The organism is Clostridium sp. TJA032 (genome assembly GCF_058310275.1).
On sequence record NZ_JBZEFB010000004.1, the window covers coordinates 57561 to 77442 of the forward strand.

The following is a 19882-nucleotide window of genomic DNA, read 5'->3' on the forward strand; positions in this document are numbered from 1 at the left end:
TAAAATAAAAAATATGCAATATATTTATAATATATTGCATATTCTATATAAAACTTAAGTAGAATTTATAAGCTAAACACAATGATAAGCCTTTTTATTCCCTTCTAAATGAGAACGTCTTTCTTCTCTTTCCTCATATTTTCCAGGGCCAAATCTTTCATCAAGACTTAAATATCCTGTAACTCTTGATATTCCTTGTATATCTTGGCTTCCACAATTATTACACTTACATTCATTATTGTGAAGGTATGTTCCACAATTTTTACAATATCTTATATGAAAATTAATTCCCATATAACTTATATTAGTTTCTTTATAAGCATAGTTTATTATTTTCATTATAGTTTCTTCATTTGGACAATCATCAACTTCTATATAACTTATATGTCCACCATTACATAATTTATGATAAGGTGCTTCTATATCAATTTTATTTTTTATTGATATAGGACAATATACAGGAACATGATAACTATTTGTATAGTAATCTTTATCTGTTACACCGCTAATTATTCCAAAAGCTTTCTTATCTTGTTTTATAAATTTACCTGATAACCCTTCAGCTGGTGTTGCATAACAACTCCAATTTAGTTTAGTTTCATCAGTTAAAATGTCACAGTATTCTCTTATTCTTTCAACTATTTTTATTCCTAGCTCTCTTGAAAATTCATCTTCACCATGATGCTTTCCTGTTAATGCTATTAAAGTTTCTGCAAGACCTATAAATCCAATTCCCCAAGTACCTTGTTTTAAAATTGGTTCTATTGAATCATCTGGTCCTAAGTTTTCAGAACCTCTCATAAGCCCTTGCCCTGCAACAAAAGGTAAGTCTTTAACCTTTAAATTTTTAAGAACACCATATCTATGCATTAAAGATTCTTTAACTATTCTTAATCTATCATCTAATAATTCAAAAAATTTATCAATATCTCTCTTTGCTAATATTCCAAGTCTAGGAAGATTTATAGTAGTAGGAGCAATATTACCTCTACCCTTACAACCTGGCTCTCCATTAACATTTTTCATAAGATAAGTTCTACATCCCATAGTAGCTGGCATATAGCCTTTATCATAAAATTCTTTATTAAAGTCCGCATCGATATTCATGAAAGTTGGATTCATTCTTTTAGCTGCTACTCTACAAGCTAATTTATATAAATAAAAATATGGATCCTCTACTTCTCTATTTACACCTTCTTTTACTCTAAATATTATATTAGGGAAAATTGGTTGTTCTCCTTTACCTAATCCTTTTTCATATTCAAGTAAAAATATTTCACAAACTAAGGCAGCATCTTTATTATAAGGAATACCTAAGTTTAATGAACTAAAAGGAACCTGTGAACCTGCTCTTGAGTGCATAGTATTTAAATTATACACAACTCCTTGCATTGCTTGATGTATTCTCTCTCTTAACTTTTTCTCTACTAGTTCATCTAACTTAGAGCCTTCTAAACCTAAAGCTATATATTCTTCTTTTATTTCTTGTCTTGTAGGTTCTACAAAAACACTCATATCATTATCAAAGTCTGGATGTGATTGTCCTCCAAACATATCATTTTGAGTTGATTGTAATAAAATACATGATAATTCAGCTGCTGTTTCTATTCTTCTTGGTGCATTAATAGTTCCGTATCCTGTATTAAATCCACTTTGTAAAAGCTCTCCTGTTGGTATGTGTAAGCAATTAGTAGTTAAATTATAACTATCTAAATCATGATAATACACATCTCCATTTTCATGAGCCTTTGCTAATTCCTTAGGCATAGTAGCTAAGTTATACCATTTGTTAGACTCAGAAGCTATTCTTAAAAGTTTTGATGAGAAGTTATTTCCTACATTTGCATTATCTCTATCTGTTTCTACTCCGATTTTACTTATAGCTTTCATTAAATCTGATTTTATCTCTCTAACCTTGGTTCTTTCAGTTCTATATGCCTTATATGCTGTTGCTACTTGGTTAAAACCATTATCCACTAAAGCCTTTTCTACTAAAACTTGAATTTCCTCAACAGTTACCTTTGTCTTTCCTGACATCTCAATATAATTAATTACCTTTTGTATAGTATCTAAAACTTGGCTTTCCCTTACTGCAATACCAACCTCATTAGCTGCTCTCTTTATTGCATTTGCTATTTTATCCGCATTAAATCTTGATTCTCTACCGTCCCTTTTCACAACATGTAGCATTTTCAATTCCTCCACTCCACTATATCTTGTACTTGAACAATTATACTCTACTATTAATACTTATGCTAATTTCAAAAGATACTTATAACAAAAATAATACTTGTTATCTCCCTCTTTCCTTCTTTTTCTTAGCATATATTCATTTTTTCTTTAGTTGACATTAACAAAATGTTATTATTTTCATGCCCATAAGATGAATAATATTCCATATTATGTAACATAATAAATTTATGAAAAATAATGAAATGGAGGATTATACATGAAAAAGACCTTAATTATTGTATCAGAAATAATACTTAGTATAATTTTTGGTATAGTTTTTGGAAATTTAATTATGCCTACAAAAGTCTATAAAAATACAGAGGCTTTGAAAAATCTAAACCCAAAACTCTTAACAAATAAAAATTCTATTGAAGATATTAATTACGAAAACGAAGTATCTCTAAAAACATTTAACCCCTACACAGGAAATATCTTAAAAGAATCACAATTAAATGAAATACCCTTTATGTGTATAGTTGAAAATTCTAAAGAATCAAGACCTCAAAGTGGTTTATCTGAAGCAGATATTATATATGAAACAATGGCAGAAGCAGGAATACCTAGATTTTTAGCAATATTTTTTGAAAATTCTCCTAAAGTCATAGGTCCTGTAAGAAGTGTTAGACCTTATTTTTTAGAAATTGCTAAAGAATATAATCTTCCTTTTGCTCATTGTGGAGGTAGTTTTGAAGCATTAGATGAAATATCAAAAAACGAATCCTTAAATAGCATAAACGAAATCAAAAATGGCTCTGCTTTTTGGAGAGATAAAACTAGAAAAGCTCCCCATAACCTATACACTTCCTCTGATAACATAAGAAAATTTATTCTAAATAAAAACCTTAATTATTCCAAAGATAACTTATTAAAATTCAAAGATAATGCACTTTTAACTTCTTCTAAATACGCTTCTGAAATTATATTAAATTTAAGTGATTACTATAAAACCTCTTATAAATATGTAGATGGCTTTTACGAAAAATATATGGATGAAGAATTATCAATAGATAAAAATAACAATTCCCCACTAAAATTTAAAAATATTGTAATACAAATAACAGATATGTCTCTTCAAAAAGATAATATACATATAAATGTAAACTTAAATGGAAGTGGAAAGGGATATGTTATTTCTAATGGAAGAGTTGAAAATATAACTTGGGAGAAAAAATCTCCTGAAAGTAAAACCATATTAAAAAACCAAAATGGAGAAATAATTTATTTATCTAGAGGAAATACTATTTGGAATATTGTAGATAAAAATTCTAATATAATTTTTAAGTAAACCTAATATTAAGTTTATAAGTAAACCGTTTTCTTTAAAAACTCTTAATTTTTATATATTGTTAACAGATTGTTCTTTCTTTGTACTATTATCAATATTGATAATGATATCAGTATTGATATATAATGCAAATAAAGATAACTAATTTCTAGTTATATATATAAACATTTACTTATTAAGAATTAAGTATAAATAGATTGGGGGCATAATATAAATGCAAAAAATCGCTATAATAACTGACAGCTCTTGCGACTTAACTATAGATGAAATTACAAATTACAAATTAAATATATTACCATTAAAAATAATATATAAAGACAGAGAATATAACGATATTTTTGACATAAAACCAAATGATGTTTATGAAAATTTACACAAAGAAGTTCCAACAACTTCTCTTTGTAGTCCTGACTATGTAAATTCACTTTTAGATGAGCTAGAAAAAGAAGGTTATACTCATATAATAGGTATTTTTATTTCAAGTTCACTATCTGGTACCTTTAATGCAGCTAGACTTGTTATTGAAGAACGTAGTGCTTTTGAATCCTACTTATATGATAGTAAAATAATCGGTTATCCTTTAGGTTCAATAGTTATAAAAGCTTGTGAACTTCTTAATGAAGGTGCAACCTTCTATGACATTGTTGAAAATCTTAAGGAAATAAGAGAATCTACTACAGGATACTACACTCTTAGCACCTTAGAATATTTAAGAAGAGGTGGAAGAATTGGTAAAGTGGCTGGTACTGTTGGAGATTTGCTTAATTTAAAACCTATAATATCAGTAGATGAAGATGGGGCTTATGCTACTGTGGCTAAGGCAAGAGGTAGAAAGCAATCTCTAAAAAAACTTACAAGTATAATTTTAGAACATCTTGATAAAAGTAAATGTAGCGTAGCTATACTAAATGGTATGGCACAGGAAGAAGCTAAACAAATACTTGATTCTATTAGTTCACATCCTAACTTATTAAATGCGCAATTAAGAGATATAGGAGCAGCTATGGGAGTTCATGCTGGTCCTGGAATGGTTGGAGTTTCAATTCAAAAGGAAATTTAACTATGTATGATGATGAGTTTATTAAAGCTGAAGAAAAACGTCTTTATAATGAATATAAAAAACAAATTGCTAATTTAAAAAAAGTTCAAAAGGAAAAAGATGCTGTAGGACAAGTTTTCACCAAAGGTTTACTTCCTATATATGCTTTATATATTTTAAGCATTAATCCTACTAACGGAAATGATTTAGCTCAAAAAATTGGTGAACAAACTCACGGTCTTTGGTTTCCAAGTACAGGAGGAATTTATCCTTTACTAAAGAAATTAGAAAAGCAAGGTTTTATAAGAGGTTCATGGGATGACCCTGTAAAAAAAACACAAAAAGTTTATTCTTTGACAGAGGAAGGCTTTAAAGAGTTTGAAGAAAAAAAATATTTATTAAAACCTAAGATTAAAGAAGCTCTTGAGGTTTTTGAAATAATATATTCTCAACTCTATAATTAAAAAAGATTCTAAAGGATATTTTCCTTTAGAATCTTTTTTTAATATTATTCAACAGATATAGCTGCAACAGGACAACTTTCTTCTGCTTCTTTAGCAGCTTCTTTACTATTTTCAGGAACTTCATCAACAATTGCATGAGCCTTTCCGTCATCATCCATATCAAAAACTTCTGGTGCAATTGTTGGACATAATCCACATCCAATGCATGTATCTTTATCTACATTAGCTTTCATTATTTTTCCTCCTTAAAATTTGTATTAACAATATTATTATTCCCTAAAATTTAATTTATATTACAATATAAAATAAAAAAGAAGCAAAAGTTATTTCTTTTGCTTCTTTTATCTTATTAATATAAACCTTCAAAAATTAAAGAATATAATGGATTTTCAGCTACATATTCTTCTGCAGTACCATTTTCTAAGGCTTCTGTTAAATCTAAGTTTATTGGTAACTCTCCTATTAGAGGTAATCCTAAATACTCAGCATGCTCCTCTGAAGATTTTTTACTAAATACTTTCATCTTTTTACCACATTCACATTCAATGTAAGCCATGTTTTCAACTACACCTCTTACATCTACATTCATTTTATGTGCCATAGTAACTAATTTCTTAACTATCATAGATACCATATCTTGTGGTGTTGAAACTATTATTAATTCCTTTATAGGGAATGTTTGCATTACTGTTAAAGTAATATCACTAGTTCCTGGTGGCATATCGATTAATAAATAATCTAATTCTTCCCACTCAGTATCTTTAAACATTTGATTTAAAACTCCAGTAACCATTGGACCTCTCCATATAACTGGGTCATCTTCAACTTCCATAAGTAAGTTCATAGATATTACCTTAATACCTAATTTAGTTTTAACAGGGATAAATTTAACTTGTGTTCCCTCTTTATCCATAGCAACTATATCTGCTCTTTTTTCATTTATTCCAAAGAATCTTGGCATTGATGGTCCTGTTATATCAGCATCTAAAACTCCAACTTTATATCCTTTTTTAGCTAATTGAGTTGCTAATATCCCAGTAACAGTTGATTTACCAACTCCACCTTTACCACTTATAACACCTATAACATTTTTAATATTTCCATAGTTAGTTCCTAATTTTGCTGGTACTGAAGAACTACATCCTCCATTTTTACTAGCTGAACTACATTTGTCTTTATTTGCACAACTTGCACAACTTCCCATAAGAAAAATCCTCCATTCTGTTTATCTATCCCATTCCTTTTCAACATCTTTCCAACTGTCATAAACATTTATATCCCAAGAGTTTTTATAAACTCCGTCTACATAGAACTTTTTCTCTGAATGAGTTATTCTGTTTTCAATGGTTACTATAGTTCTAAATTGAGTAGATGTGTAACCATAATTTCTTACAGTAACTATTATATCAAAGTCATCTCTATTGTGGTTCATTATTGAAGAATTTGGAACTATTTTTTTCACTTGTTTTTCAAAATTTTCAATATCTGATGATAACATGTACTTTGTACAATCTCTATCAACAAGTATATCTATTCCGACTTTAGCATTATCTTTATTAAGTTCATCCTTTTCTTTCTTTATTACTTCAAGGATTGAATCATAATATATCTCATCAAAAGCTCTAGGTTTTCTTATAGCTTGCATATTTTGCATTAAATAGTTATCTAACCTTTTAGAAATTCTATAAAAATTCTCATCATCATAAAAATTTCCCTCTCCATTACTCTTAACTCCTGTTACGTAGTAAAATTTCTTTACTTCATCACCAACATGAATTTCAAAAATATAATCTGGAGGTAAGTCAGTTTTCTTACTAACCACTTCAGCTTTAGATAGCATATTGTATATGTTATCTATTACCGATTTTTCTTTTACTAAAAATCTAAAACCTGAATCTCTTGTACTTTGAATAACTATCTTATCAACTTTATTGTCCTTTATATATTCAAAATTATTGTTATTATTTCCAATAAATTTTGCACCTATATTTTTAGCTAAGTATCCAACAATACCTATTCCTATTATTAAACAAAGTACTACTAGAATAACTTTCCTATTTTTCACTTGTTACTTTTCTCCCTTTGAATTTACTTATATTATATAGTAATATTCCACCTATTAATATAAATATTGATATAAATTGAGATGTAGATAAAATACCTACACTTCCTCTAGGGTCATTTCTTAAAAATTCTACAAAAAATCTACCTATACTATATATTATCATATAAAGACTTGTAGTCTTTCCCTTTTCTTTGTGTTTACTTCCATACCATAGTAAAAACAACCCTAAAGCAAAATCAAAAATTGATGAAAAAACTTGTGTTGGATATAAAGGTATTCCTGCTGGTGCTAAAGAACCCTCTGGAAATACAATTCCCATTTTACTACTTGTTTCAGCTCCATAACAACACCCTGCAAGTAAACAACCAATTCTACCAAATCCTTGAGCTATAGCTAAGCCAGGAACTGCTAAATCTGCTAACTCTAATACACTCCATTTGTTTCTTAAACAACAGAAAACAACACCTAAAGCTCCACCTATAATAGCCCCATAAATCACAAATCCATTACCAAAATCTCTAAAAATCAAACTTGGATCTTGCATAACAGTTTTAAAATCAGTTATTAAATAAAGTATCTTTCCTCCTAATACTCCTGCTATAACTGTTATAATAGTAGAATTAAAAAGCTTATCTTCATTGTAACCTCTTTGAGCCCCTTTTTTTAAGAATAATATTGTAGCAAAGATTATGCCTAATCCTATCATAAATCCATAGCTATAAATCTTAAAACCAAAGATTTCCCCTAAAACAATTCTCATAAACTCCTCCAATATTTATTTTTTAAATTTAAAAGAGAAGCATATTTTTTATGCTTCTCTTTTAAATTTAATTATAATACTTATGTTAAAGCAAATCAAATTTTCTCTTAATCATGTTCTATACTATCTATTATAGATTTATATATAACTGAATAATCTTCTTTTTCTTTTCCTTCCATAGAACTAAAAAGTACCTTAATTACTTTACCTTCTTTTATTTTTTTGTAATAAATAGTGTTAAGATAAGTAGCTCCTTCATCATTTTTTTCCTTAAATATAACCTTTTTTACTCCATTGTCTTCTTCTGAAATTTTATAATCTGTAATAAGATTAAAATTTATATTTGATTTTTCTTTTTCAATTAAATCCTCTAAGGATTTATCTGAATTTATTATTTGAACATATCCTAAAAGTCCCATAGAATCACTTATAAAACTATTATCATAAATTATATAATTCCCTGGATATTTCTTTTCTTCAACATCCCAACTATCTGGAAGCTTATAACTTAAAACACCATCTAAAGCGTTATAAGTAACTAATTCTTCTATATTATTATTTGTAAAAACAACCTTTTTAATATTTCCATTAAACATCTTTTCTCCAGTAACCAATATAACCATTAACAAAATAAGCATCAATGTTATACTTAACTGTTTTTTATTCAAAAAATCACCTCTTTTCTCTATTTAAGAAAGTCTCTAATTAAATATATTCAAAAACAAAGTAAAAATTACTAAACATAAGAATAAAATTAAAATATAAAAAAACTGTTTATAAAGAAAATTAATCTTTACAAACAGTTTTTTTATTTATTATTTCATAGGTATAACTACTGTTGAATTTTCAAAATCATAAAACATTATCCAGTATCCTTTATTATTTGCCTCATAGTTATCCCAAGTAACAAAGCCAGTTCTTCCACCATATGGTTGTTCCTCTCTCTCTTTATTACCAGGTATAGCATATAGCATATATTTTATATTATTATCCTTATCACATTTAACACCAAAGAAGAAATGTCCTTCCTTTGCTATATAAGGATAATAATTTATCATAGGATAATAAATCATTGTGTACTTGTTATAATTTGACATATTACACATATCATCAAAATTATCTATATTAATCTTATACCAATTGCATCTTTTTATATCCTTTGAAAAGTCAGAAATCTTTTCACAATCATGTAAAGCTCCCCTTAATATCTCACCTATAGGACAATCAAAGTTAACTTCATACTCTTCCTCTTCATATTTATCTCTCTTCATATCCTCTATTTGATTTTCATAATCTGAGAATTTTTTACCCATTTCATAACGCTCATTTTCATAAGGATACTCTTCTTTGTTTAAATCTTCTTTACTTAAGAATTTATCACATTCCTCAATTTTAGACTTATAATCTAAAGCACTATCAAAATTACACTTTTCCTTATAGTACTCCTTAAATCCTTTTTCATCTTTTTCTTTGTTATTATCTTTTAATTCCACTTCCTTATTATTTTCCTTTTTAATTTCAACTTCTTCTACTTCATTTTCCTTATCCTTCTTATCTTCCTTTTTCTTCTTACTCTCCTCTTCTTTTTTTATATATTCTTTTTCCTTTTCTTTTAAATATTCTTTATAATTATCCTTATTTTTATCCTCACTACTCTTTAAAGAATTATCTTTTTCTTTACTAAATTTTTCTTTTCCTTCTAAAGAAATAACCTCATAATTCTTCCAATTATCCTTTGGTCTTTGATTACTTAAAAATCCACACATAAAGAATGTCATTTTTCCATCTATATTTTTACCTATAGCTGTTCCAACTATTTCTTCACAGGACACCTTTAAATCGCCTATGTTAACAGAGTCATATTCTAAATATTTTTCAGCCTTTCCTAGTTTATTTATGTTCATTGGACCAAGATTTATAACCTTCTTAAAATCTTTTTTATTACAAATAAGCATTACATAGCAATCTTTATATTCTTTTTTTAAATTTTGAGCATAAAAAGAAACCTTACATTTATCATTTTTATTTTCTATTTTGGCATATCCAGTTAAAGGCTTGTCTTTTGATATAGAGTGCCCCTTTTCATCTTCTTGTAATATTATAAAAGTTCTATATTTAATATGTGCCAATTCTCTGGTCCCTCCAATTTTAAAAATTTTATTCTCTACAGTATATGAAGAAATAAAAAAAAAGAGAATAAAAATTTTAAAATTCTTATTCTCTAAAAATCTTCTAATTATTCATATATTTATCTATAGAATCAGAAAGAGCACCGAACTCTGCTAAGCTTAAAGTTTCTCCTCTTCTTTTAGGGTCTATATTAGCTTCTTCATAAGCTTTTTCCATTAATTCCTTAGGAAGTTTTACATTTTTAGTTGCATTCCATAGTGTTTTTCTTCTCATATTAAAAGCGTGTCTAACAATTTCAAAAAATAATTTTTCATTCTTTACTTTAACACTAGGTTCTTCTAATCTTTCTAATCTTATAACTATAGAATCTACCTTTGGTCTTGGTATGAAACATGAAGGTGGAACCTTTCTAACTATTTTAGTATTACAGTAATATTGAACTAAAATAGATAAAGCTCCATAATCTTTACAATTTGGTTCAGCATTCATTCTCTCAGCAACTTCTTTTTGTATCATTATAGTTAAGGATTTAAAGTTATATCCTCCTTTTAATAGATTAACTATTATAGGAGTTGTTACATAATAAGGTAAGTTTGCAACTAGTTTAACACTTTTTTCATCACCTATAATTTCATTGAAATCAACCTTTAAAGCATCATTATGTATTAATTGAAACTTTGGATTGTCTCCAAGTTCCTCTGTTAATATTGGAATAAGTGAACTATCTAATTCAATAGCTACAACTCTCTTTGCTCTTTTAAGCAATTGAGCAGTAAGAGTACCAACTCCAGGTCCTATTTCAATTACTAAATCTTCTTCACACACCTCTGCTCCATTTACTATATCTCTTGGAACAGAATCATCAATTAAAAAGTTTTGTCCTAAGCTTTTTGAAAATCTAAAATTATACTTCTGAACAAGTTCCTTTGTCTTTATATCTTTTATTTCATTTATATCCATTAACTACTCTCCTACCATATTCTTTTCTATCTTTTCTATAGCTTTAACAAACTCTTCCTTTGTTATACCATAGTTATTTAATCTTGAAAGTACTTGGTTTGCATTTCCATAACCGATTCTTAATTCTTTACCAAGCAACTCTCTTCTAATTTTAGCCTTTGGATCTGCTGACAGACCAAAATATATTAAATCTTGTATTGTAAACTCTTCTCTTTTTTCTTCTAAAGTTATTTTTGCATTTTCTAAAGCTCTAATTATAGCCTCTGGTGATGCATTTTCTACGCCTATATTTCCATCTTTAGCTCTCGTTCCCTCAATTCTTCCTATGTAAGCATGTTTAACGCCTTTAACTCTCTTTGATATTATTGATCTTATTTTTTCTCCAGCAAAATCTGGGTCTGTAAATACAATAACACCTTTTCTTTTTTGAGCTTCTTTTATTCTCTCTATAACTTTTGCATTTATTCCGAATCCACCTACAGCTATTATTTCAGCATCTATAGCTTTTTTAACAGCTGTTATATCATCTCTACCTTCAACTACTATAACTTCTTTAATCAAGGTCAAAACTCCCTTTCTTATTATATGTACTATATCTAATTTACCTATATCTCATTTAACTGTCAATAAACCCTTTAATAAAAAAGAAATAGAGGGATAAAAGAATTACTCTCTATCCCTCTATTAAAATTACCATTCACCAGGATATGCTACTATATAAAGATTTACATTTCTTCTTCCCCATGCTTTACATTCAGAGGATGAATTTAAAAATAAATCTATTATATTGTTCTTTATAGCACCACCAGTATCTTCAGCTACTGCATAACCATACCCTTCTATATAAACCTTTGTTCCTAAAGGTATAACTCTTGGGTCAACAGCTATAGTACTTAATCCATTAGGATCTCTCCTTGGAACAGTTCCTGTTGCAGTTACGCCATCTCCTGAATAAGCAGTTGCTTCAACTACCATGGCTTTTTTATAATTTATATTATCTTCTCCTCTTGAAAGGACTAGTTTTTCCATAGTTCCTTTAAGAACTACTTCATCTACAGGTTCTTTTACAACCTTAGATTCAACAACCTCTCTAGATACTTCTTTTCCATTTTCCATAACTAATTTCATAGTTATTTCTTTTTCTCCTAAAGAACCTTCTTGTGTAGTCTTTTTAACTCCACTTTCTAAATTCTCATCTTCTTTTACTACTGTTTCAAAATTTATTGCCTCTTTTTCAACAATAGTTTTTTCCTCAACTCTTGTAATTTCAACCTTTAAATCCTTTGATATTTCTGAGTCTAAAGAAGGTTCTACTTTATCTAAATCATTTAACTTTATTCCTTCTTTTTCTAACATAGATTTTACTGAATCTTCAGCTGAATCTATAGCTATGTTTTTTCCATCAACCATAATTTCAACAGGAAGTGCCCTCTTAATATTTATTATATCATTATCAGAAATTTCACTCTCTAACTTAGGTTCTATTTTATCTTTTTCAGATAAAGCGATTCCTTCCTCTTTTAGAAGTTCGCCTACACTCCCTTTAAAAGTTTTTACCTCTAAAGTTTTCCCCTCTAAATTTATGGTTATGTTTTTATGTGATGTAACTAAAACTACTATAAAACTTGCTAAAACTAAACTAAATACACCTAATGCAATTTTACCATTTTTCGAGGCAACCTTCTCTTTTAATGCCTTAATTATCTTTTTCATATAATCTTCCCCCTTTTAGGCAAGAGTCATTTTGACATTATATATCAGCTTTTTAAGTCTGTCAAATTTAATGACTCCTACAATTTATACTTTTAGTTGTAAATTATAATGAATAAATAACCTCTGATTATACAGGGATTTCTTAAAATAAAGGTTGTTTCTTACTTAAAAAAGTACACTATATTATATTAGTGTACTTTAAATGTTATTACAGTTATTTTTCTTTAGTTTAATTATCTATATTAAATTTTAAATAAGCATTTTTTATTATTTAATAGAATTTCATTCATTTCCTCTCCAGAAATTCCTCTTAGTTCACTCATCTTATCTATTATATATTCAATATAATCTGATTCATTTCTTTTCCCTCTAAAAGGAACTGGTGCCATGAAAGGACAATCTGTTTCAACTAACATTCTATCTACTGGTATCTCTTTACAAACTTCAACTAATTTTTTAGCATTTTTAAATGTTAAAACACCAGTAAAACCTATATAATATCCTAGTTTTATGCATTCCTTTGCAAACTCTACAGAACCTGAAAAACAATGAACAACTCCTCTAACTTTAGGAAACTCTTTCATAATTTCTAAAGTATCTTTATGAGCATCTCTGTCATGTATAACAACAGGTAAATCAAGTTCCTCTGCTAGTTTCATCTGTTCTCTAAATACTCTTTTTTGAACCTCTCTCTCTGGATTTTCTTCCCAGTAATAGTCTAATCCTATTTCACCTATAGCTTTAACCTTTTCTTCTTTAACATATTCTTTTATTTCCTCTTTAACAGAATCATTAAATTCATCAGCATTTTCTGGATGTATTCCAACTGCTGCATAAAATATATCAAAATTTCTTGAAAGTTCTACAGATTTTCTTAATCCATAAAGGTCAGAACCACAATTTAAAATTCCAATTACTCCTTTTTCCTTAAGTTCTTCTATTAAACTTTCTCTATCTTCATCAAAGCTATCTGAATCATAATGAGCATGTGTATCAAATATTTTATATTTCATAGTTTTCTCCTTTGAATTTTACATATATATTGTAGATAGTAGAGGAGATAATATTCCTAAAACTCCCCCTAATAAAGCACCAAGCCATGTTATTGCTCTAAGTTCCTTATTAGCTATTCCAATTATTATTTCTTCTGCATAATCTACTTCAAAAGCATTTATTTGATTTTCAACTATAGAAGCAATATCTACAATTTCAAGCACTTTTGCTGATTTGTTCTCAACAAAGTCATCATATAGTTTATCTAAAATGCTAACAATATTATTTTCTATGTTTTGTTTATTATAACATAGGTCTCTTGGGGAATTTTGTAAAAATTTATCAAATACCTTTTCTATGACTTTACTTATTTCTAATGGAATTTCTTCTTTATTAACAATCTGATAAATAATTGACTCTATATTATCAATTATTATATTTTCATAATTATTTGACAGTAGCTTAACCATTTCTTCATAACTATTAAATGAGGAAATTTTATTATTTAGTTCTCTTATAATTAAGTCTATATTTTCTTCTCTATTTATTTTCTTTGATAATTTATCCCCTAAAATCTCTGAAATAGATTGTAATTTTTCTTCTCCTAAATTTTCTAAAACTTCTCCTACATTTTTCTTCATACTTTCATTTAAAAAGGCAATAATAGCATCACATATGTATTCTTTATTTTCCTCTTCATTTAAAGCCTTATCAAGTATTGAAACTAACTTTCCATAAATTAAATCCCCACTTAAAAACATAGATACTATAGATGGAATATTCTCATTTATAGCACCTTTTATCTTACTTGAAATTTCTTCATCGTTTAAAATATTTTTTATAATATCACAAAGAGTATCTTTTTGAGATTTTATATATTCTTCAACATATAACTTAATATTTTCAGGAATAACTTCTTCTATAGTAATATCTTCCTTCTGCATTTTATTAAGTTCTTTTAAAATACCCTTACTTATAATATCTTTTATTTTTTCCTCAGAAATAGATTTTTCTATTAAATTTCTAAATTTATTACTATTTATAAATTTAATTATAGCTTCTGGTTTCTTACTTAATATGTTTTTTATGTAGTTTAGAGCATAAAAACTTATTTTTTCTTTAAATTCATCTTCTTTTATGCAATTTACAATTGTATTAGTTATTCTTTCAACCATACTACTTTTTAAAGCTATGTAATTTTTTTCACCTAAAGTATCCTTTAAGTAAATATCTAAAGACTTATCACTATCTAAAACTTCTTTTATTTTTTCCTTAGCTATTTTATTAAATTTTCCTTTTATCTTCTCATCCTTTAAAGCCTTATTCAAACTATCTGAATTTAATAAATGAGTTCCTACTGTCTCTCCTACTTTATTTGCTATTCTACTTTTTTCTTTAGGTATTAATCCTGGCGTAAAGGGTAGTTTTTTACCAAAAATATATTTTGCTTCTCTTGGTCTAAATAACATTTTTATTGCAAGCCAGTTTGTTATGTATCCTATTACAGCACCTATCAAAGCTCCTATAATATAAATTTTCATTTAATTTCACTCCTATCAATCTTAAATTCACTTAAATAGTGTAAAATATATATGTTTATATTAATATAATACTACTTATTTTAAAAGGTGGTGAATAAAATAGATTTCAACATAATTAATGATATAAAAAAATGTTCGCTATTTTCTCAATTTACTGATTATGATATTCAAAATTTATTAAATTCTAGAGATGTTTTTATAAAATCTTATTTAAAAAATGACTTATTATTTTCAGAGGGAGAACACTGTAATTTTTTAAGTGTTATTTTAAAAGGGAAAATAGAAATTCAAAAATTAGATGTTAAAGGAAATCTTCTTGTGGTTTCTAATTTAAATAAAGGAAATGTCTTTGGAGAAAATCTTCTCTTTGGTGATAAAAATAACTATCCTATGTCTGTATTATCAAAGGAAGCCTCTAAGGTATTGCATATAAAAAAATCATACATATATGAACTTTGTCATTCAAAGGAGTTTTTTCTAAAAGAGCTTTTAAGAATACTTTCAAATAAAGCTCTTAACTTAAGTTCAAAACTTAAAGAAGTTTCAATGAAATCAATAAGGGAAATGATTTGTGAATATCTTATAAAAAGATATGAAAAGGACAACTCCTTAATAATACACTTAGATTTTTCTAGAAAAGATTGGGCAGAAAAGCTAGGTATTCAAAGACCTTCTTTATCTAGAGAACTTATTAAAATGAGAAATTCAGGTTTAATAGACTTTTCAAAAAATATAATAGAAATAAAAAACTTAGAGGAACTTAAATTAAATTTAAAATAAAATTATAAAGTTAATATTTTTGTACACTTTTTGACACATAAATGCCACATAAGAACCTTAATATAATAATTGTAACGTAGCTAAAACACTAATTTAATTTTACCCCTTAAATGGCCCTTGAATAGTTTGTCCCCCTTACGCAAATATCAAGGGCTATTAAGTTTAATTAATTTAAAAAATTTCTATATAATAATTCCTAACCTTAAACCTTAAGATTTAAAAATAAACCTAGTTTCTAAAAATTTAGAAACTAGGTTTATTTTTAATTTTTTCTCTTTTTAAGCCTATTTAATTCATTTATTGCAGCTCTTTTATCTATTTTTTCAAATAAAAATTCTGCTTTATTTATATTAATTTTATTTTTTTCTAAAAAGCTCCATTTAAGCTCCTTTATATTTAAAATATTACTTATTTTCTTTGAAGTAAACGGAAGAATTGGATTTAATAAATCTATAAGTGCTACTAATATTTGAGAAGCGATGTAAATAATTCTTTCACATTCCTTCTTATCTTTTTTTAAAAGTTCCCAAACATTATTTTTATCTAATAATTCATTTCCCTGCTTTATTAATGTAAAAATTTCTTCTGTACCGGCTTTAAATTCACCATTTTCAAACTTATTCCCAACAGAAGCATAGGTTCTTCTTATTAAATTCTTCCATTGAAGTGGAATATCTTGTCCTCTTATTTGACCATTAAAGTTTTTATATATAAAGTTTGAAACTTTATAAACAAAATTACCAAGAACTCCTGCTAACTCTGTATTATTTGCTTTTATAAAATCTCTCCATGTAAAATCTGAGTTTTTCTCCTCTGCTCCTCTACTTATCAAATAATATCTAATCAAATCTTTATCATATTTTTTTAATATATAAGGCATCCATATAGCCCAATTTCTATTAGTAGAAAAAGGCTTTCCTTCTAAAGTTAAGTATTCAGAAGAAAAAATTCTAATTTTACTTTTATTAAGACCTAAAGAACATAATAGTGATGGAAACATCGTTGTATGAAAAGGAATATTTTCTTTTCCATGAACCAAATAAATTCTACTTTCTTCATTGTTCCAATAATCTTCTAAACTTTCTTTTCTCTCTTCTATTATTTTTTTAGATGAAGTAAGATAAGCTAAAAGAGCATCAACCCATACATATAGTCTTTTATCAGAAAACCCCTCTATAGGAATTTCTATTCCCCAGTTAATCTCCTTTGTTAAAACTTTATCTCTAAGTCCTCCTTCTAAATGTCTATTAGTTATTTTAATAGCATTTTCTCTCCAAGCTTCCTCTCCCTTTACCAAATTATTAATATAATTTTGAAAATAAGATAATTTAAAATATAGATTTTTAGAAACTTTATGTAAAACCTCTCCACTACATTTAATACAAATTCCATTATTAAATTTCAAATCATCAAAATCTTCTAAGCAGTTTTTACAATAAAATTCCTCTGTTTCCTTTTCATATATAAAGCCCTTATTATAAATTGTTTTTATTATATTTTTTACTTGCTCCTCATGATATTCACTATCAGTTCTTGAAAATATATCAAATGAAAAGCCTAATTCCCTAAAACATTTAGAAAATTCTTTATGATATTTATTTATAAGTTCCTCAGGCTTTTCATTAAGTTCCTTTGCTCTATTTAAAACTGGTGCTCCATGACAGTCAGAACCTGATACAAAAATAACCTCATCACCTTTAACTCTATGATATCTAGCTAAGATATCTCCCCCAATCCAAGAGGATACTCTACCTATGTGAAGTGGTCCATTTGCATAAGGCCATGCATTACCTATAATTACTTTCATTATTATCCTCCCACAAAATCTCTTTATAAATTGTCTTTATAAAATTATATTACAAAAGGGCTCCTATATTCTATAAACTATGAATATAAGAGCCCTTAATATTAATTATCTTACTTGACTTCCTGTTGGTAATTCACCTGGATTTACTAATAAAAGTTCTGAATCATCTGAAGGTGCTGCTGCAAGTATCATTCCTTGAGATAATTCTCCTCTTAATTTAACTGGTTTTAAGTTAGCAACTAACACAACATATTTTCCAACTAACTCTTCTGGTTTATAGTGTTGTGCTATTCCTGAAATAACCTGTCTTTCTTCTCCACCTAAATCAACTTTAAGTTTTAATAACTTTTTAGCCTTTTTAACTGGTTCACACTCTAAAACTTTAACAACTCTTAAATCAATTTTGTCAAAGTCTTCTATAGTTATCTCCTCTTTTATTGGATTTTTAACTAATTCTTCATTTTCTGCCTTTACTGGTGCTGGTTTTAAAGCCTCAAGCTCTGCTAATTTTTCTTCCACATCTATTCTTGGGAATATAACATCACCCTTAACAACTTTATCTCCTGGAACTGTTCCATTAAACTCTTTTAAACTATCCCAAGTTGTAACCTTAGTATTTAATTGAGCATCTATTTTTTCACTTGTTTCTGTTAAGAATGGTGAAATCATAACTGAAACAAATCTTAAAGTTTCTAATAAATTATATAAAACTGTTCCTAATCTTTCTTTTTTATCCTCATCTTTAGCAAGTATCCAAGGTGTTGTTTCATCTATATATTTATTAGCTCTTCCAATTAAAGTCCATATACTTTCTAAAGCTTCTGGAATTTTTAATGCTTCTATACTAGATTCAACTTTTCCTGGAGTAGCTAATGCTAAATTTATTAATTCATCATCAATAGGTTCTTTACATGTTGGTGCTTGAATAACTCCATCAAAATATTTATAAACCATAGCTATAGTTCTTGATAATAAGTTTCCTAAATCATTAGCTAAATCTGTATTTACTTTCTTTATGAATATTTCATTATTAAATAATCCATCTGAACCAAATGGTATTTCTCTTAATAAGTAATATCTTACAGCATCAGCACCAAACATATTAACTAAAACTACTGGGTCAACAACATTTCCCTTTGACTTTGACATTTTTCCTCCATCAACAAGTAACCATCCATGACCAAATACTTGTTTAGGTAACTCTAAACCTAAAGCCATTAACATTATTGGCCAATAAATTGTATGGAATCTTAAAATATCTTTTCCTATTAAATGAACATCAGCTGGCCAGAACTTTTTAAATAACTCTTGATTTTCTTGACCATATCCTAGAGCAGTTATGTAGTTTGATAATGCATCTATCCAAACATATATAACATGTTTTTCATCAAAACTTACAGGAATTCCCCAAGTAAAACTTGTTCTTGAAACACAAAGGTCTTGTAAGCCTGGTTTTAAGAAGTTATTTAACATCTCATTTTTTCTTGATTCTGGTTGAATAAACTCTGGATGTTCTTCTATATACTTAATTAATCTATCAGCATATTTACTCATTTTAAAGAAATAAGCTTCCTCTTTAGCTTTTTCAACTGGTCTTCCACAGTCTGGACAATTACCATTTACTAATTGAGTTTCTGTCCAAAATGATTCACATGGAGTGCAATAAAGTCCTTCATAAGAATCTTTATATATGTCGCCTTGGTCATATAATTTTTTAAATATCTTTTGAACTGCTTTAACATGATAATCATCAGTTGTTCTTATAAATTTATCATAATTTATATTCATCATTTTCCAAAGGTCTTTAATACCTGCAACTATTTCGTCAACATGTTCCTTTGGAGTAATTCCTTTTTCATTAGCTATTCTTTCTATTTTTTGACCATGCTCATCAGTTCCTGTTAAGAACATTACTTCATGACCTGTAAGTCTTTTAAATCTAGCTATAGCATCAGCTGCTACAGTTGTATAAGTGTTACCTATGTGTAGGTTTGTTGATGGATAATAAATAGGCGTTGTAATATAATATGGTTTTTTACACATTATTTTTTCCTCCTTAAATTATTACTTATTATTGTTTCCAAAAATTTCTAAAATATAAAAAGCCTCTATG

General features: G+C 27.4%; 18 protein-coding genes. 4 read left to right on the forward strand and 14 right to left on the reverse strand.

Annotation, left to right across the window (positions count from 1 at the left end; all coding sequences use genetic code 11):
- Window positions 1-72 precede the first annotated feature (72 nt).
- Complete coding sequence (locus AC4FRL_RS09705; RefSeq protein WP_491139997.1) at window positions 73-2190, reverse strand: anaerobic ribonucleoside triphosphate reductase; 2118 nt, start codon at window positions 2188-2190, stop codon at window positions 73-75.
- 259 nt (window positions 2191-2449) lie between these two features.
- On the opposite strand from AC4FRL_RS09705, the gene AC4FRL_RS09710 reads away from it, so the two are divergent.
- The 3 genes from AC4FRL_RS09710 to AC4FRL_RS09720 all read left to right on the forward strand — a co-directional run bounded on the left by AC4FRL_RS09710 (window position 2450) and on the right by AC4FRL_RS09720 (window position 5020).
- On the forward strand, window positions 2450-3517 hold the full coding sequence (locus tag AC4FRL_RS09710; protein WP_491139998.1) for a DUF3048 domain-containing protein: 1068 nt from the start codon (window positions 2450-2452) through the stop codon (window positions 3515-3517).
- Between the two features lie 214 nt (window positions 3518-3731).
- Window positions 3732-4577 carry a DegV family protein gene (locus AC4FRL_RS09715; RefSeq protein WP_491139999.1) on the forward strand — a complete coding sequence of 282 codons (846 nt, stop codon included), beginning with the start codon at window positions 3732-3734 and terminating at the stop codon, window positions 4575-4577.
- 2 nt (window positions 4578-4579) lie between these two features.
- Window positions 4580-5020, forward strand: a complete 441-nt coding sequence (locus AC4FRL_RS09720) for a PadR family transcriptional regulator (protein ID WP_491140000.1) — start codon at window positions 4580-4582, stop codon at window positions 5018-5020.
- 44 nt (window positions 5021-5064) lie between these two features.
- On the opposite strand, the gene AC4FRL_RS09725 is transcribed toward AC4FRL_RS09720, so the two are convergent.
- The 11 genes from AC4FRL_RS09725 to AC4FRL_RS09775 all read right to left on the reverse strand — a co-directional run bounded on the left by AC4FRL_RS09725 (window position 5065) and on the right by AC4FRL_RS09775 (window position 15182).
- On the reverse strand, window positions 5065-5253 hold the full coding sequence (locus AC4FRL_RS09725; protein WP_491140001.1) for a ferredoxin: 189 nt from the start codon (window positions 5251-5253) through the stop codon (window positions 5065-5067).
- A gap of 116 nt (window positions 5254-5369) precedes the next feature.
- Window positions 5370-6224, reverse strand: coding sequence for an Mrp/NBP35 family ATP-binding protein (locus tag AC4FRL_RS09730; protein WP_491140002.1), 855 nt, complete (start codon window positions 6222-6224; stop codon window positions 5370-5372).
- 21 nt (window positions 6225-6245) lie between these two features.
- The gene (locus tag AC4FRL_RS09735) at window positions 6246-7085 is read right to left on the reverse strand and encodes a YhfM domain-containing protein (RefSeq protein ID WP_491140003.1); all 840 of its coding nucleotides are present in this window, start codon (window positions 7083-7085) and stop codon (window positions 6246-6248) included.
- On the reverse strand, window positions 7075-7845 hold the full coding sequence (locus AC4FRL_RS09740) for a prolipoprotein diacylglyceryl transferase (protein WP_491140004.1): 771 nt from the start codon (window positions 7843-7845) through the stop codon (window positions 7075-7077). The genes AC4FRL_RS09735 and AC4FRL_RS09740 overlap by 11 nt, the downstream gene beginning before the upstream one ends.
- A 107-nt stretch (window positions 7846-7952) precedes the next feature.
- Window positions 7953-8513: a hypothetical protein gene (locus AC4FRL_RS09745; protein ID WP_491140005.1), complete on the reverse strand. Its 561-nt coding sequence runs from the start codon at window positions 8511-8513 to the stop codon at window positions 7953-7955.
- 147 nt (window positions 8514-8660) lie between these two features.
- Window positions 8661-9974, reverse strand: coding sequence for a DUF7922 domain-containing protein (locus tag AC4FRL_RS09750; protein ID WP_491140006.1), 1314 nt, complete (start codon window positions 9972-9974; stop codon window positions 8661-8663).
- Between the two features lie 103 nt (window positions 9975-10077).
- On the reverse strand, window positions 10078-10935 hold the full coding sequence (rsmA, locus tag AC4FRL_RS09755) for a 16S rRNA (adenine(1518)-N(6)/adenine(1519)-N(6))-dimethyltransferase RsmA (RefSeq protein WP_491140007.1): 858 nt from the start codon (window positions 10933-10935) through the stop codon (window positions 10078-10080).
- A gap of 3 nt (window positions 10936-10938) precedes the next feature.
- The gene (gene rnmV, locus AC4FRL_RS09760; RefSeq protein WP_491140008.1) at window positions 10939-11496 is read right to left on the reverse strand and encodes a ribonuclease M5; all 558 of its coding nucleotides are present in this window, start codon (window positions 11494-11496) and stop codon (window positions 10939-10941) included.
- Between the two features lie 129 nt (window positions 11497-11625).
- Window positions 11626-12648, reverse strand: coding sequence for a resuscitation-promoting factor (locus AC4FRL_RS09765; RefSeq protein ID WP_491140009.1), 1023 nt, complete (start codon window positions 12646-12648; stop codon window positions 11626-11628).
- A 242-nt stretch (window positions 12649-12890) separates the two neighbouring features.
- Window positions 12891-13661, reverse strand: coding sequence for a TatD family hydrolase (locus AC4FRL_RS09770; RefSeq protein ID WP_491140010.1), 771 nt, complete (start codon window positions 13659-13661; stop codon window positions 12891-12893).
- Window positions 13662-13679: 18 nt separating this feature from the next.
- Window positions 13680-15182 carry a DUF445 family protein gene (locus tag AC4FRL_RS09775; RefSeq protein ID WP_491140011.1) on the reverse strand — a complete coding sequence of 501 codons (1503 nt, stop codon included), beginning with the start codon at window positions 15180-15182 and terminating at the stop codon, window positions 13680-13682.
- A 90-nt stretch (window positions 15183-15272) separates the two neighbouring features.
- On the opposite strand from AC4FRL_RS09775, the gene AC4FRL_RS09780 reads away from it, so the two are divergent.
- Window positions 15273-15962 (forward strand): Crp/Fnr family transcriptional regulator, encoded by a 690-nt coding sequence (locus AC4FRL_RS09780; protein WP_491140012.1) that lies wholly within the window; start codon window positions 15273-15275, stop codon window positions 15960-15962.
- 262 nt (window positions 15963-16224) lie between these two features.
- Here the strand turns inward: AC4FRL_RS09780 and metG (AC4FRL_RS09785) are convergent, their stop codons facing one another.
- Together metG (AC4FRL_RS09785) and metG (AC4FRL_RS09790) are read right to left on the reverse strand one after the other, a co-directional pair.
- Window positions 16225-17769: a methionine--tRNA ligase gene (gene metG / locus AC4FRL_RS09785; RefSeq protein ID WP_491140013.1), complete on the reverse strand. Its 1545-nt coding sequence runs from the start codon at window positions 17767-17769 to the stop codon at window positions 16225-16227.
- A 105-nt stretch (window positions 17770-17874) separates the two neighbouring features.
- Window positions 17875-19812 (reverse strand): methionine--tRNA ligase, encoded by a 1938-nt coding sequence (gene metG / locus AC4FRL_RS09790; protein ID WP_491140014.1) that lies wholly within the window; start codon window positions 19810-19812, stop codon window positions 17875-17877.
- Between the last annotated feature and the right edge of the window lie 70 nt (window positions 19813-19882).